Source organism: Pseudomonas sp. EZ-C24 (assembly GCF_014525325.1).
GTDB classification, from domain to species: domain Bacteria; phylum Pseudomonadota; class Gammaproteobacteria; order Pseudomonadales; family Pseudomonadaceae; genus Aquipseudomonas; species Aquipseudomonas shirazensis.
This window is the reverse complement of the sequence record NZ_JACDIU010000014.1, coordinates 287059-300746: the sequence shown is the minus strand read 5'-3', so window position 1 is coordinate 300746 and position 13688 is coordinate 287059. Positions and strand designations below refer to the sequence as shown.

At 63.7% G+C, this 13688-nt stretch carries 13 protein-coding genes and 1 pseudogene; 9 read left to right on the top strand and 5 right to left on the bottom strand.

Annotated features, from left to right (window positions below; translation table 11 throughout):
• Nucleotides 1–69: 69 nt before the first annotated feature.
• Both IDM28_RS10490 and IDM28_RS10485 read right to left on the bottom strand, forming a co-directional pair.
• On the bottom strand, nucleotides 70–294 hold the full coding sequence (locus tag IDM28_RS10490) for a hypothetical protein (protein ID WP_101319144.1): 225 nt from the start codon (nucleotides 292–294) through the stop codon (nucleotides 70–72).
• The gene (locus tag IDM28_RS10485; protein WP_188035867.1) at nucleotides 291–1271 is read right to left on the bottom strand and encodes a polyprenyl synthetase family protein; all 981 of its coding nucleotides are present in this window, start codon (nucleotides 1269–1271) and stop codon (nucleotides 291–293) included. The genes IDM28_RS10490 and IDM28_RS10485 overlap by 4 nt, the downstream gene beginning before the upstream one ends.
• Nucleotides 1272–1436: 165 nt before the next feature.
• On the opposite strand from IDM28_RS10485, the gene fni reads away from it, so the two are divergent.
• The 5 genes and pseudogenes from fni to IDM28_RS10460 all read left to right on the top strand — a co-directional run.
• A complete protein-coding gene (gene fni / locus IDM28_RS10480) occupies nucleotides 1437–2483 on the top strand; it encodes a type 2 isopentenyl-diphosphate Delta-isomerase (RefSeq protein WP_188035866.1) in 1047 nt (348 codons plus the stop codon).
• A complete protein-coding gene (locus IDM28_RS10475) occupies nucleotides 2480–3766 on the top strand; it encodes a glycosyltransferase (RefSeq protein ID WP_188035865.1) in 1287 nt (428 codons plus the stop codon). Before fni ends, IDM28_RS10475 begins: the two co-directional genes overlap by 4 nt.
• The gene (gene crtY, locus IDM28_RS10470) at nucleotides 3751–4917 is read left to right on the top strand and encodes a lycopene beta-cyclase CrtY (protein WP_188035864.1); all 1167 of its coding nucleotides are present in this window, start codon (nucleotides 3751–3753) and stop codon (nucleotides 4915–4917) included. The genes IDM28_RS10475 and crtY overlap by 16 nt, the downstream gene beginning before the upstream one ends.
• Entirely contained in the window at nucleotides 4914–6404 is a 1491-nt protein-coding gene (locus IDM28_RS10465) for a phytoene desaturase (protein ID WP_101319134.1), read from the top strand. Before crtY ends, IDM28_RS10465 begins: the two co-directional genes overlap by 4 nt.
• A pseudogene (locus IDM28_RS10460) lies at nucleotides 6401–7327 on the top strand (phytoene/squalene synthase family protein); the annotation flags it as partial. The gene IDM28_RS10465 and the pseudogene IDM28_RS10460, both read left to right, overlap by 4 nt.
• Here the strand turns inward: IDM28_RS10460 and IDM28_RS10455 are convergent.
• Both IDM28_RS10455 and IDM28_RS10450 read right to left on the bottom strand, forming a co-directional pair.
• Nucleotides 7272–7808 (bottom strand): sterol desaturase family protein, encoded by a 537-nt coding sequence (locus IDM28_RS10455; RefSeq protein ID WP_101319132.1) that lies wholly within the window; start codon nucleotides 7806–7808, stop codon nucleotides 7272–7274. The pseudogene IDM28_RS10460 and the gene IDM28_RS10455 overlap by 56 nt on opposite strands.
• Before the next feature lie 86 nt (nucleotides 7809–7894).
• Nucleotides 7895–9079, bottom strand: coding sequence for a porin (locus IDM28_RS10450; RefSeq protein ID WP_150569343.1), 1185 nt, complete (start codon nucleotides 9077–9079; stop codon nucleotides 7895–7897).
• 340 nt (nucleotides 9080–9419) lie between these two features.
• Between IDM28_RS10450 and IDM28_RS10445 the strand changes: the two genes are divergently transcribed.
• The 4 genes from IDM28_RS10445 (at nucleotide 9420) to IDM28_RS10430 (ending at nucleotide 13130) form a co-directional block, all read left to right on the top strand.
• A complete protein-coding gene (locus IDM28_RS10445) occupies nucleotides 9420–10490 on the top strand; it encodes an enoyl-CoA hydratase/isomerase family protein (protein ID WP_101319128.1) in 1071 nt (356 codons plus the stop codon).
• A gap of 16 nt (nucleotides 10491–10506) precedes the next feature.
• Nucleotides 10507–11658 (top strand): acyl-CoA dehydrogenase family protein, encoded by a 1152-nt coding sequence (locus IDM28_RS10440; protein ID WP_103437224.1) that lies wholly within the window; start codon nucleotides 10507–10509, stop codon nucleotides 11656–11658.
• A 192-nt stretch (nucleotides 11659–11850) separates the two neighbouring features.
• Entirely contained in the window at nucleotides 11851–12312 is a 462-nt protein-coding gene (locus IDM28_RS10435; RefSeq protein ID WP_188035863.1) for a hypothetical protein, read from the top strand.
• Nucleotides 12313–12374: 62 nt separating this feature from the next.
• The gene (locus tag IDM28_RS10430) at nucleotides 12375–13130 is read left to right on the top strand and encodes a hypothetical protein (RefSeq protein WP_188035862.1); all 756 of its coding nucleotides are present in this window, start codon (nucleotides 12375–12377) and stop codon (nucleotides 13128–13130) included.
• Between the two features lie 77 nt (nucleotides 13131–13207).
• On the opposite strand, the gene pedF is transcribed toward IDM28_RS10430, so the two are convergent.
• Nucleotides 13208–13645: a cytochrome c-550 PedF gene (gene pedF / locus IDM28_RS10425; protein ID WP_188035861.1), complete on the bottom strand. Its 438-nt coding sequence runs from the start codon at nucleotides 13643–13645 to the stop codon at nucleotides 13208–13210.
• Nucleotides 13646–13688: the final 43 nt, after the last annotated feature.

Genomic DNA, 13688 nt, shown 5'->3' with positions numbered 1-13688 from the left:
GCCCTGGCAGGCGCGGTGCCAAGCGTGCCTGCCTGCTGGCAATCAGCAGGCAGGCACGCCTTCAAGAAATTACAAACCCTTCTCCCGCGCCTCACGCAGGCGCCGCTCGATTTCTGCGGTCTGCTCATCCAGCTCCTTGATCGAAGTGGGCGTAATCACCTTGTCGATCGTTTCGGTGTCCGGGTCCGGCCGCTCCAGCGGTTTGCCCTCTACGCGCTGGCCTTGCTGGGCCTGCTCGGAGGACAGTGGACGTGGCACCTTGTCGCCGGTGTGTTGCGGGTCGTGGTCGGTCATGACGTGCTCCTTGAGATATCTACCTGTACTTCAGCAGATCGCACGCTGGCGCAAAAGTTTGATTGGGCCAAGGGTGAACGCACATTGGCGAACACTGCACGCAGCAGGCAACCAATCGGTTGCTCGGCAAGAAACACCTGCTCCAGGCACTGCTCGGCAGCCTCAAGGTGGCTGTGCAGGCGATGGCGCGTCTGGGTTTCGCCGCACAAGGCAAACAGTGTCGACTTGCCGGCGTCCTTGCCCAGGTCCTTGCCGGTGTCCGGGTCACAATCGCGCAGATCATCCTGCAGCTGGAACGCCTGGCCCAGCTCGCTGGCAAAGCGCTGCAAAGGCTGCCGCACGCCTTCATGGGCATGGCCGAGCAGGCAGGCCATGTCCATGATCGCGGCAAACAGCACGCCGGTCTTGAGCTGATTGGTCTCGGTGATCTGCTCGGCACTGCGCACTGTTGCACCGTCACGCAGGTCTTGCAGTTGGCCTTTGACCAGGCCGTGGGCACCGATGGTTTGCGCCATGATCGCGATCAGGCGATTGCGCTGCTCCGGCTCGACCGTGTGTAGCGCCGCCACCACGCCAAAGGCGCGCGACAGCAAGGCAATGGCGGCAAGGATGGCCACGTCCTCGCCAAACGCCAGGTGCAGCGTGGGCCGGCCACGGCGCAGCGCGGCGTTGTCCATGCACGGCAAGTCATCGAGCACCAGCGAGGCGGCGTGCACCATCTCGATCGCACAGCCCAGATCCAGCGCTGCCGCTTTACAACCACCTAAGCTCTCGGCAGTCAGCAGCAACAGCAACGGGCGCAGGCGTTTGCCCGGCGCCAGGGCGCTTTCGCGCATGGCGGCGGCGAGCAGATCGCGTTCGTGACCGACCTCTGGCAGCAGCGCACTGAGGCGGCTGTCCAGCTCTGCCCGCAGGCGAGCAAGGTAAACAGCGAAGTCGGCGTCAGTGGCCGAGGTTGTACGGGCGATAGTGGTCATCCTGGCCTCTTCGGTGGTGCGGTCTAGGCCGCGAGTTGACGGAACGACTATCAGGGGCCGTTGCCAGAACTGTACTGTTTCCCAGCATAGCTGTACAAAGCTACTAGCGTTGTACAAGGTAAGGCCATGATTTTCACCCAATGATTCACTGGCAGCGGAGCCGGAATGAAAAAAAGCGTGTTGAGCCAGCGCAAGGACGATCATCTTGACATCGTATTGGGCGCAGATAAAACCACCGCGCATGCCGATGCCGGCTGGGCCGCGGTCCGTTTCGAGCACTGCGCCTTGCCTGAACTGTGCCTCGACAGCATCGACCTGAGCAGCTCCTTGCTGGGTATGCCATTGCGCGCGCCGCTGCTGATCAGCTCAATGACCGGTGGCGCCGAGCGCGCCACACGCATCAACCGCCATCTGGCCGAGGCTGCGCAGGCGCTGGGGATTGCCATGGGTGTCGGCTCGCAGCGAGTCAGCCTGCGCAGCGCCGACGACCAGGGCCTGACCCGCGAGCTACGCCGGCTGGCCCCGGATATCCCGCTGCTGGCCAACCTTGGCGCGGCGCAACTGCGCGAAGCCGACGGCCTGGATCTGGCCCGGCGCGCCGTCGAAATGCTCGAAGCCAGCGCCTTGATCATCCACCTCAACCCGCTGCAGGAAGCAGTGCAGCCCGAAGGTGACCGCGACTGGCGCGGCGTGCTCGCGCAGATCTCGGCGCTGACTGCAGCGCTGCCTGTGCCGGTGATCATCAAGGAAGTCGGCGCGGGGATCTCGCCAAGCGTGGCCCGCGACCTGCTCGAAGCCGGTGTGCAGGTGATCGACGTGGCCGGCACCGGCGGCACCAGCTGGGCAGCGGTTGAAGCCAAGCGTGCCAGCACCCAGGCCGATCGCGCTGTGGCCATGGCTTTCGCGGACTGGGGCATTCCGACGCCGCTGTGTCTGCAGACATTGCGCCGGGCCTTGCCCAGTAGCGTGCTGATTGCCTCCGGCGGTATTCGTGACGGCATCGATGCGGCCAAGGCGATCCGCCTCGGCGCTGATCTGGTCGGTCAGGCAGCCGGCGTGTTGCAGGCCGCCACCGAGTCCACCGAGGCGGTGGTCGAGCACTTCGAGATCATCATTCGCCAGCTGCGCGTTGCGTGCTTCTGCACCGGCTCGCGTGACCTGGCAGCGCTGCGTCGGGCGCGCTTGCTGGCGGCCGGGCTGGACCTGTCATGAGTCACTTTGCGGTGGTCGCCCCGCCCTACCCCAGCCATTTTCAGGCCTTGCAGGCGCTGGCCGGGGAGCTAGTCGAGCGCGGCCACCGCGTGAGTTTTTTTCACCAACCTGCCGCGCAGCGCTGGCTCAGCGACCCACGCATCGGCTTTGTCGCGGTAGGCCACGGGCGGCTTGCCGAAGACCACCTTGAACAGACCTTGCGCCTGGCCGCCATCCCCAGTGGGCCGATGCATCTGCGCCGTTTGATCGACCAGTTGGCGAGCACCAGCGCGATGCTCTGCGCCTGCCTGCCCGAGGCGCTCGCTGCGCAGCAGGTGGATGCCATGCTGTGTGACCAGATGGAACCGGCCGGGGCGCTGGCGGCGGAAGCGGCGGGTATTCCCTGGATATCCATCGCCTGCGCGCTGCCGATCAACCGCGAACCCGGCATACCCTTGCCGGTGATGCCGTTCGACTACGGCCAAAGCCGCTTCAAGCGGCGCCTGTACCGCGGCAGCACCGAGGTCTTCGACTGGTTGATGCAGCCACTGGGGCGCGTGCTGCGCCAGGCCTGCCGCGAACATGGCCTGGTCGAGCGTGAGGGTTTGCATGACTGGCTGTCGCCGCTGGCGCAAATCAGCCAGACCGTGCCCAGCTTTGATTTTCCGCGCCAGGCGTTGCCGGCGCACTTTCATGCAGTCGGGCCGCTGCGGGTGGCGGCGCAGCAGGACGCCGCCGACTGGCCCCTGGACCCGGCGCGGCCACTGGTGTTTGCCAGCCTGGGCACCCTGCAGGGCCATCGCTTCGACTTGTTCAGCAAGATCAGCCAGGCCTGTCAGGCGCTGGATGTGCAGCTGCTGATCGCCCACTGCGGCGGCCTCGATCACGCTCAGCAAGCGCAGCTGCTGCAACAGGGCGCTACCTTCGTAACCGACTTCGCGCCCCAGCAATGGGCGGTGCGCCGTGCCGACGTGGTCATCAGCCATGGCGGCCTGAATACCGTGCTGGATGCCATTGCCGCAGCCACGCCGCTGTTGGTCATGCCGATTGCATTCGATCAACCGGGCGTGGCGGCGCGGGTTGCCTATCATCGTCTGGGCGTGGCGCTGTCGCGGCGGGCCAGTGTCAGTGCCATCCGCAGCGCCCTCGCCCACCTGCTGCGCGAACCGCTGCCCAGGTTGACTGCGCTGCAACGCGAACTGGCCACGGCCGGTGGCGCGGCCAAGGCAGCGGACATCGTCGAGGCAGCGTTGCGCAGCCACCAACCGGTACTGGCAGAGAACACACCATGCATTACGACCTGATCCTCGCCGGTGGCGGTCTGGCCAATGGCCTGATCGCCTGGCGGCTGAGCCAACTACGGCCTGAGCTGAAACTGCTGTGCCTGGAGCGTGATGCCAACCTTGGCGGCAACCATACCTGGTCGTTCCATGATGCCGACCTCACGCCCACCCAGCAGCGTTGGCTGGAGCCGTTGGTGGTCAAGCGCTGGCCGGCCTACCACGTGCACTTTCCGCACTTGTCGCGGCGCCTGGCCAGTGGCTATGCAAGCATCACCAGCGAGCGCTTTGCCGAGGTCATCACCCAGGCCTTGGGGACGGCCCTGCGTACCGGCTGCGAGATCACCTCGCTTGCGCCGGAGCAGGTCACCCTGGCCAGCGGCGAAGTGCTGCAGGCGCGGGTCACCATCGATGGCCGTGGCGCCGAGGCCAGCCCGCACCGGGTGCTTGGCCGCCAGGCGTTTCTCGGCCAGGTGCTGCGGCTTGAGCAGCCCCACGGCTTGCAAGCACCGATCCTGATGGATGCCCGAGTCGCCCAGGGCAACGGTTACCGCTTTGTCTACGTGTTGCCGTTCAGCGCCGATACCCTGCTGATCGAGGACACCCACTACGTCGACCACAGCCCGCCAGTTACAGCGCAATTGCGCAGCAATATCGATGACTATCTGCGTCAGCACGGTTGGCGGGTCGCCGAGTGCCTGCGCGAGGAGCAAGGCGACTTGCCGATCACCCTGGCAGAAGACTTTCCGGCCTGGTGGGCGCAGCAGCATGGGCAGGTCTCATCAGGGCTGCGCGCCGGGCTGTGCCACTGTACGACCGGCTATTCGCTGCCGGAGGCCGTGCGCCTAGCGGACTGGCTCGCAACGCAGCCGTTCGACAGCAGCGCGCAGCTGCACCGGGCCATGGGCAGCTATCTGGCGCAGCGCTGGCGCGGCCAGGGCTTTTATCGGCTGCTCAATCGCATGCTGTTCCTGGCTGGCAGCGCGCAGCAGCGCTGGCAGGTCATGCAACGCTTCTACCGCTTGCCGGAAGGCTTGATCGCACGTTTTTATGCAGGCCAAAGCTCTGCGGCTGATCGTCTGCGCATTCTTTCGGGCAAACCGCCAGTCCCCGTCGGCCAGGCGCTACGGGCGGCGTTGCGCCATTCTCCACAGCATTTCAAGGAGCAGTCATGACCCAAGGCAAAACCGCGCTGGTGATTGGTGCCGGCCTCGGCGGCCTGGCATTGGCCATTCGCCTGCAAGCGGCCGGGATTCACACCACGTTGCTGGAGCGTCGCGACTTGCCGGGCGGGCGTGCCTACGTCTACCACGACCAGGGCTTTACCTTTGACGCCGGCCCCACAGTGATCACCGACCCGACCGCGATCGAAGCGCTGTTCGAGCTGGCCGGCAAGCCGATGGCCGACTACGTCGAGCTGCTACCGGTCGCGCCGTTCTACCGGCTGTGCTGGGAAGACGGCACGCAGTTCGACTACAGCAACGATCAAGCCGAGCTCGAGCAGCAGATCCACGCCATGGAGCCGGCCGATGTCGCCGGCTATCAGAGCTTTTTGAAGTACTCCCGAGCAGTCCTCGAAGAGGGCTATATCAAGCTTGGTGCGGTGCCGTTCCTGACCTTCCGCGACATGCTCCATGCCGGCCCGCAGCTGGCACGTTTGCAGGCCTGGCGCAGTGTCTACAGCATGGTCGGACAGTACATCCGCAACCCGCAGTTGCGCCAGGTGTTCTCCTTCCACGCCCTGCTGGTGGGCGGCAATCCATTCGCCACTTCGGCCATCTACACCTTGATCCACGCCTTGGAGCGTGAGTGGGGCGTGTGGTTTGCCAAAGGCGGCACCGGCGCGCTGGTCGAGGGCATGGCGCGGCTGTTCACCGACCTCGGTGGCACCCTCGAGCTGAACGCCGACGTGGTCAGCTTCGATACCCAGGGCGACCGCCTGATCGGTGCGCGCAGCCGCGACGGCCGCCACTGGACGGCTGATGCGATCGCCTCCAACGCCGACGTGGTGCATACCTACGCCGACCTGCTCGGCGCGCACCGGCGCGGCCAGTCCGAAGCACGCCGATTGAAAAGCAAGCGCTTCAGCAACTCGTTGTTCGTTGTGCATTTCGGCCTCAAGCGCCGGCAGCCGCAGCTGCGTCACCATACTGTGTGCTTCGGCCCGCGCTATCGTGAGCTGGTGCAGGAAATCTTCAACGGCCCCAATCTGCCGGAAGACTTCTCGCTGTATCTGCACTCGCCCTGCGCGACCGACCCGGACATGGCGCCGGACGGCTGCTCCAGCCATTACGTGCTTGCGCCAGTGCCGCATTTGGGCAATGCGCCGGTCGACTGGGCGGTCGAAGGCCCACGCTATCAGGAGAAAATCCTCGATTACCTCGAGCGCTATTACATCCCTGGGCTGCGCGAAGACCTGGTCACTTGCCGCAGCTTCACCCCGGTAGATTTTCGTGACGAACTCAACGCCCACCTGGGCTCGGCGTTCTCGCTGGAGCCGGTGTTGACCCAAAGTGCCTGGTTCCGCCCGCATAACCGTGATGCGCAGGTGAGCAACCTCTACCTGGTCGGCGCCGGCACCCACCCAGGCGCTGGCGTGCCGGGCGTGATCGGCTCGGCCAAGGCCACCGCAGGCTTGATGCTCGAGGATCTGCAGCGATGAGTGGCGACGAGCAACTGCTCGCCCACGCCGAACACAGCATCGCCGTCGGCTCGAAAAGCTTCGCTGCGGCCTCGCGCCTGTTCGACCCGGTCACCCGCCGCAGCGCAGTGCTGTTGTACGCCTGGTGCCGCCACTGTGACGACGTGATCGACGGCCAGCAAGCCGGCCATCAGGCTAGCGTGCTGGAAACTGAGGAAGCCCGCCTGCGTTTGGCCGGCCTGTATCAGCAAACCGCAGCTGCCTGCGCCGATCAGCCGGTCACCGACACCGCCTTTGCTGCACTGCGCGAAGTTGCCCGGCGCCATGGCGTACCGCAGGCAGAGGCGTTCGACCTGCTGGCGGGGTTTGAGCAGGACGTTGCCGGCCAGCGCTACCAGACGCTGGAGCAAACACTGGGTTATTGCTACCACGTGGCCGGCGTGGTCGGCCTGATGATGGCGCGGGTCATGGGCGTACGCGATGACCCCGTGCTCGATCGCGCCTGCGACCTTGGCCTGGCCATGCAACTGACCAATATTGCCCGGGATATCGTCGATGATGCCAAGGTTGGCCGCTGCTATCTGCCGCAAGCCTGGCTGGACGAGTTTGCGATCACTGCCGAACAGCTTGCCGAACCACGCCACCGTACTGCCGTGGCGCGCATGGGCACACGTCTGGTGCAGCAGGCAGAGCCCTACTATGCCAGCGCCCAGGCCGGTTTGAGTGCCCTGCCCTGGCGTTCAGCCTGGGCTGTGGCAACAGCAGGTTCGGTGTATCGGCGCATCGGCCTGAAGATTCTGGCGGCGGGTGATGCCGCCTGGGACGGGCGCCTGTCGACCAGCAAGGGGGAGAAACTCGCCGCCGTTGCCAGTGGCCTGTGGCAGGCCCTCAGCCGCGGCTGGCGTCGCTATCCGCCACGGGCGCTGCAGCTTTGGCAGCGTCCACTCGCTGCTCGCGCAACGGTCCACCGTGACGCGCACGCAGCTGCGCCTTCAACTGCTCAACCGTAGGCGAGTAGAGAAAACCAAACGACACGCAGCCGTCCTTGCCCTGCACCGCATGGTGCATCAGGTGAGCCTGGTACAGGCGCTTGAGGTAGCCATGGCGCGGCACGATCCGCAGCGGCCAGCGCCGGTGCACCAGGCCGTCATGGGCGATGAAGTAGAGCAGGCCATAGCCGGTCATGCCGGCACCGATCCACTGCAGTGGATACCAGCCGGCAGTGCCCAACGCGATCAGGGTGATGGCCAACCCGGCAAACACTACGGCGTACAGGTCGTTCTTTTCGAACACACCGTGGCGTGGCTCGTGATGCGAGCGGTGCCAGCCCCAGCCAAAGCCATGCATGATGTACTTGTGGGCCAGATAGGCAACGCCTTCCATGGCGGCAAGGGTGATCAGAAACGTCAGCAGACTGGTGAACATGGCGCGGCATCTCCTGGCAATGCCTGTGAGCATACAGCAAATGCCCCAGCGGATTGCAGCGGCATGCCGCCGCGCCAGCCGCCCGCTTACCAGGTCAGCACAGCCCCCAGGGCCAAGGTATCGGTGTCCTCGTTTTGCGCATCGCCGTCATGGCCATCGATCTCGAACTGGTTGTATTCGGCGACCAGTTTCAAGTTGGCATTGATCTCGCGAAACAGGGCAATGCCGCGGGTTTCATAGTCGGCGCCAGTGTTCACTGCACCGTTGCCGTCATCCTTGGTCTTGCCATACGACAGCGCCAGGCGGTTTTTGCCGAAGGTGTACGAGCCCTGCACCAGATAACCCTGGCTGTCGACCTCACGCAGGGTCGCCTCGCCAGCATTGTTGGTGAAGAACGGGTTGATGCCCTTGGCGCTGAAGCCCGAGCCTGTCAGCGAGAACGCACCCATCTTGGCTTGTACGCCGTAGCCAAGACCTTTGGAGGTCACCGAGTCGACGTTGCTGTCGGTGTTGTCGGAGGTCTGGTAACTGCCGTTGAGCCAGCTGTAGATCTTCGCGCCGCCCAGATCGAACTGGTAGGTGATCTCGCTCTCGGTGCGCGGATTCTCCTGATAGGCCTTGCCGACCGCGCTGTCGTCGTTGGTGTCGACTGGGTCCATTATCCCCACGGCCACGCGCAGGCCGTCCATTACCGGTGTGCGGTAGGTGATCTGCGAGGTCGGGAAAGGATAGGGATAGCCGCTGCCGATGTTGCCGAACGAGACCCCGCCGCCGTCAACCAGGCCAAGTGTGTCGCTGACCTGGCCGTAGCCAGTGAGCAGTTCATCGAGGAGGATGTTGGAGCGGGCAAACAAACCGAAGTCTTTGCCGATCAACACCTCGCCCCACTCCGGGTTGGCCACCGTGCCGTAGAACTGGCGGACATCGATGGCGGTGTCGGTGCCGTTGGTTTCACTGTCGTTGATGCTGACCCAGAACGAGGCACGCCCACCCAGCTTGAGATCGTCGATCTGGCGCGTCATGTTGAAACCAAGGGTATTGGGCAGAAAGCCCATTTTCACCCGTGACTGGCGCCGATCATATTGCTCGCCGGCGCGGTCGATATCGCTGTTGACGTAGAAGGCGTTGATGTAGCCGTCGGTGGAAAAGGTGGTCTGGTCCTTGTCGTAGAGCATGATCTCGGCCCCCGCCAACGGGGCCAAGGCCAGGCTGGCAAGGCCGCCAAGCAGCGGCAGGATACGGCGGTGGGAGTTGTTATTGTTGTTGTGCATGACGCGCTCCGCAATCGGTTGGACAGGTGTCCAGGCGATTATCGAAAGCTCACGCACGCGGCCCTACGCTGCCTTGGCGGCGATTGGCCAGTTCCTTGGCCGGTGCCAGGCGGCTTGCGCCTGCAAGCACTACGACCCGCTCCTTGGGGCGCACTCGGCTAAAGTGGCAGTAACTCATTCGCAAGGCGGGGTGCACAAAGCGGGTACATGGCACATTCATGCAGCCAGCTGCTGCAGATATGTCGATTGTGCAGGACATATTTGCATGGCAGGATCTTTTGATCCTCCAGTGCACTCCAGACTTCACTTGGAAAATCAATAACAAAGCAGGGAGATCGCGATGACCGCGCACGCTCGAATTTCATCCACCGATCATGTGCTGGCTGAAGTCCGCAATCAGATTGGCCACCTCACCTTGAATCGCCCGGCCGGGCTCAACGCGCTGACCCTGGACATGGTGCGCAGCCTGCAGCAGGCGCTCGACGCCTGGGCAGTCGACCCGCAGGTGCAGGCTGTGGTCCTGCGCGGTGAAGGGCCAAAAGGCTTCTGCGCCGGCGGTGATATCCGCTCGCTGTACGACAGCTTCAAGGCCGGCAGCAGCCTGCATGAAGAGTTCTTCGTCGAGGAGTACGCCCTCGACCTGCGCATCCATCACTACCCCAAACCGACCCTGGTGTTGATGGACGGCTTCACGCTGGGCGGCGGCATGGGCCTGGCCCAAGGCGCCGACCTGCGCGTGGTTACCGAGCGCAGCCGGCTGGGCATGCCGGAAACCGCCATCGGTTACTTCCCGGACGTCGGCGGCAGCTACTTCCTGTCCCGCGTGCCGGGCGAACTGGGCACCTACCTGGGCGTCAGCGGCTGCCAGATCCAGGCGGCCGATGCCTTGTATTGCGGCCTGGCCAACTGGTACCTGAGCAGCGACAAGCTTGCTCAGCTCGATCAGGCCCTGGACCAGCTCAGTTTCGGTCAGCATCCGCTCAAGGACCTGCAGGGCGCGCTGGCCCGCCTCGGCACCCAGGTACTGGCCGACGCGCCGCTGGCCAAGCTGCGCCCGGTGATCGACCACTACTTCGCCCAGGCCGACCTTGCCAGCATCATCGAACAACTGCGCACGGTGCGGATCGGCGACAGCCAGGCCTGGGCGCTGGCCACCGCCGACCTGCTGCAAAGCCGCTCGCCGCTGGCCATGGCCGTGACCCTGGAGATGCTCAGGCGCGGGCGCAAACTCGGCCTGGAGGCGTGCTTTGCCATGGAGCTGCACCTGGACCGGCAGTGGTTCGCCCATGGCGACATCATCGAGGGCGTGCGCGCCCTGATCATCGACAAGGACAAGCAGCCACGCTGGAACCCGCCGACCCTGGCAGAGCTGGCGCAGGCGCGGGTCGACCAATTCTTCGAAGGGCTGTGAGCCTGGGAGTACGCAGATGCAAGACCTGGAACTGAACGAAGAACAGATCATGATCCGCGACATGGCGCGCGATTTTGCCCGCGGCGAAATCGCCCCGCATGCCCAGGCCTGGGAAAAAGCCGCCTGGATCGACGACGGGGTGGTACGCAAGATGGGTGAGCTGGGCTTGCTTGGCATGGTCGTGCCGGAGCAGTTTGGCGGCAGTTTCACCGACTACGTGGCCTATGCCCTGGCGGTCGAGGAAATCTCGGCTGGCGACGGCGCGACCGGCGCCTTGATGAGTATTCACAACTCGGTAGGCTGCGGCCCGCTGCTGGCCTACGGTACGCCTGAGCAACAGCAGGCCTGGCTACCTCGGCTGGCCAGTGGCGAGGTCATCGGCTGTTTCTGCCTGACCGAACCTCAGGCCGGCTCAGAGGCGCACAACCTGCGCACCCGCGCCGAGCAAGTGGACGGTGAGTGGGTGCTCAACGGCGCCAAGCAGTTCGTCAGCAACGCCCGTCGCGCCGGGTTGGCGATCGTTTTTGCGGTGACCGATCCGGAGCTCGGCAAAAAAGGCCTGTCGGCGTTTCTGGTGCCGACCGACAATCCTGGTTTCAAGGTTGATCGCAGCGAGCACAAGATGGGTATCCGTGCTTCGGACACCTGCGCCGTGAGCCTGGACAACTGCCGCATCCCGGCCGCCAATATGCTCGGTGAGCGCGGCAAGGGCCTGGCCATTGCCCTGTCCAACCTCGAAGGCGGCCGCATCGGCATCGCCGCCCAGGCGCTGGGGATTGCCCGCGCCGCGTTCGAGGCCGCGCTGGTCTACTCGCGAGATCGCATCCAGTTCGGCAAGCCGATCAACGAGCACCAGAGCATCGCCAACCTGCTGGCCGACATGCAGGTCCAGGTCAACGCCACGCGCTTGTTGATCCTGCACGCCGCGCGTTTGCGCAGTGCGGGCAAGCCATGCCTTTCGGAGGCGTCACAGGCCAAGCTGTTCGCGTCGGAGATGGCCGAACGGGTGTGCTCGATGGCGATTCAGGTGCATGGCGGCTACGGCTACCTGGAAGACTATCCGGTGGAGCGCTATTACCGTGACGCACGCATCACGCAGATCTATGAAGGCTCCAGCGAGATTCAGCGGATGCTGATCGCGCGCGAGCTCAAGCACTATCCGCTGTAGCCCCGGCCCTCCTCCCGGACCTGCCTGAATGCAGGCCGCGACAGACCTCCACAGGCGCCGATTGAGGCGCCTGTTTTGTTAATAGCGAAATTTCCTACGCATCTATCAGACCACGTCTGATACAGCGTGCTGTTTCCTTGCCGACATGTCAGGTGTCTGGGCCTGAGCACTTTTTCTCACCCCGGATATCGAGTGGCGCCGCTTATTCAGGGGGCGTTGAAAGCACTAGGAGGAAAGTACATGTATCGGCTAAAGATCGCTGCAGTGATCCTGACAGTAGTAGCGCCCATGGCGAATGCCTGGAGCAACACCGTCGTGAGTGTGACGGTGAAGAATGAGACAACTTCCATTGCCACGTTTACCTACCAATATGCGTTTGGTTCCCTCGACCCTGCTCCGGGACCTATCAGCGAAAAATCTTCAACTCAATTCAAATTGAACAGTGCGTCCTCTTCTGCCTCTGGCCTGCGTTTTACCTATAAATCAGGTCGCAAAGAGTGCAAATTCGAAACATCTCACGTCTCATTACCTCTGGTGAAATGGGACAAAAAGGCAACGTCTGTCGGATCAACCCGGGCCACGTGCGAGGCCAAGACAACCCGCATCAACAGTTCGCCGCCCTATGACTACAGCGTGACTTTCACGATCAAATAGTCGCTCATCAATGCGGGAGGAGTGCACGCCTGTGCAACCCTCCCGGTCAAGGGACTCTACGCATGATAGACACGACATTAAAGGGCGTGCCTCGCCCTGTTTTGGCAACGGCGACATCGCGATCCGCGCCGGTGACTGCCAACGTTGCCAGCAAGCCGGAAGCCGGTAGTGAAGTACAACTGTCTGCTGAAGGCATGGCGCTCAGCGCCAAGGCCACACTCACGCAAAAACAACTGGAAGAAAAATTTCAGCGCGTCTATGGCCCAGACAGTTTCATATTCAAGGTCAACGCCGAGATAAAGCGTTTGGGTAATGCGTCTGTGGCACTAAATGAGATTCCTGCAGAGGCTTCACCCGAACGGCTCAAGCAGAGTCAACAGGCCGCGAAGTACATCGCGGGGGTGGTACGGGGGCAGCGTGACACTGCCAACCCCTTTGCTCATCTCTCGCGCGAAGAGGTTGTCGTCATCCTCGAAGACGAAAGTGGCGCCTATACCAGCGTAGAGCGGTACGCCGCCTGGGAAGCTCGACAGGACATGGACAATGCATGGGTCCAGCAAAACGCACTGTTGCGCGACCACGAGTCTGACGGGCGTCTGGATGTACGTAGAACGCTTGAATTCATAGACAACCTGGGCGAACTCGAACTGATGCGCTACCCGCCAGGGCACCGGGACTCGATCGAAGGACTGCTCAAGCAGTCCCAAACCCCTGGTGGCGACTTCGAACAGCCAAAGATCCCTTCGCTGGTAGACATCCTGAGACAAATGGACGAGTCGCAGAAGGCGCAAGAACCGTCCATTCAGCCACCCGACTGAGCGCTGATGCCCCAGGCCGCCCTGCGGCCCTGGCTCCCTCCCCGCGGCCTGCGCATCACAGCAGTACAGGTCGCGGTTCACTCGGTGACATGCACACTGTCCAGATACGTACGCACCGCCCACAGCGCCTCCTGGCTGAGAAAGTCGGCCATCTTCGGCATGTACACCCGCCCGTCGCGCACCGCGCCGTTGCGCACCCGCTCGACAAACCACTCATCACCGACGGCGCCTTCATCGAGCATGCGCAGATCAGGGGCGATGCCACCGGACTTGGCCTCGAGGCCATGGCACGCGGCGCAGTTCTGGTTATAGGCCGACGCGCCGATCGACAGCGCTTTGTCATGGTCCTTGCTGCTGCGGTAGGGGTTTTCGCTACGCCATTCACTACCCAAGGGCTCCAGCCCATCGGTATTGACCGCCGATGGCGTTACGTTGCCGTGGGCGAAGCTGCCACCGGCGGCGCACAGGCCAGCCAGCAACAGGGAAAGGTGCCAGGCGCTTTTAGGGGTTGTCATTGTTCTGCCCTCGACTGCTGAAGTTGCACGCTGCGCCTCTCGA

Bases quoted from the DNA above. Each gene is read 5' to 3' on its own strand.
- IDM28_RS10475 (WP_188035865.1), top strand. From the start codon at position 2,480: ATGAGTCACTTTGCGGTGGTCGCCCCGCCCTACCCCAGCCATTTTCAG.
- crtY (WP_188035864.1), top strand. From the start codon at position 3,751: ATGCATTACGACCTGATCCTCGCCGGTGGCGGTCTGGCCAATGGCCTG.
- IDM28_RS10455 (WP_101319132.1), bottom strand. From the start codon at position 7,808: ATGTTCACCAGTCTGCTGACGTTTCTGATCACCCTTGCCGCCATGGAA.
- IDM28_RS10490 (WP_101319144.1), bottom strand. From the start codon at position 294: ATGACCGACCACGACCCGCAACACACCGGCGACAAGGTGCCACGTCCA.
- IDM28_RS10445 (WP_101319128.1), top strand. From the start codon at position 9,420: ATGACCGCGCACGCTCGAATTTCATCCACCGATCATGTGCTGGCTGAA.
- fni (WP_188035866.1), top strand. From the start codon at position 1,437: ATGAAAAAAAGCGTGTTGAGCCAGCGCAAGGACGATCATCTTGACATC.
- IDM28_RS10440 (WP_103437224.1), top strand. From the start codon at position 10,507: ATGCAAGACCTGGAACTGAACGAAGAACAGATCATGATCCGCGACATG.
- IDM28_RS10430 (WP_188035862.1), top strand. From the start codon at position 12,375: ATGATAGACACGACATTAAAGGGCGTGCCTCGCCCTGTTTTGGCAACG.
- IDM28_RS10485 (WP_188035867.1), bottom strand. From the start codon at position 1,271: ATGACCACTATCGCCCGTACAACCTCGGCCACTGACGCCGACTTCGCT.
- pedF (WP_188035861.1), bottom strand. From the start codon at position 13,645: ATGACAACCCCTAAAAGCGCCTGGCACCTTTCCCTGTTGCTGGCTGGC.
- IDM28_RS10450 (WP_150569343.1), bottom strand. From the start codon at position 9,079: ATGCACAACAACAATAACAACTCCCACCGCCGTATCCTGCCGCTGCTT.
- IDM28_RS10465 (WP_101319134.1), top strand. From the start codon at position 4,914: ATGACCCAAGGCAAAACCGCGCTGGTGATTGGTGCCGGCCTCGGCGGC.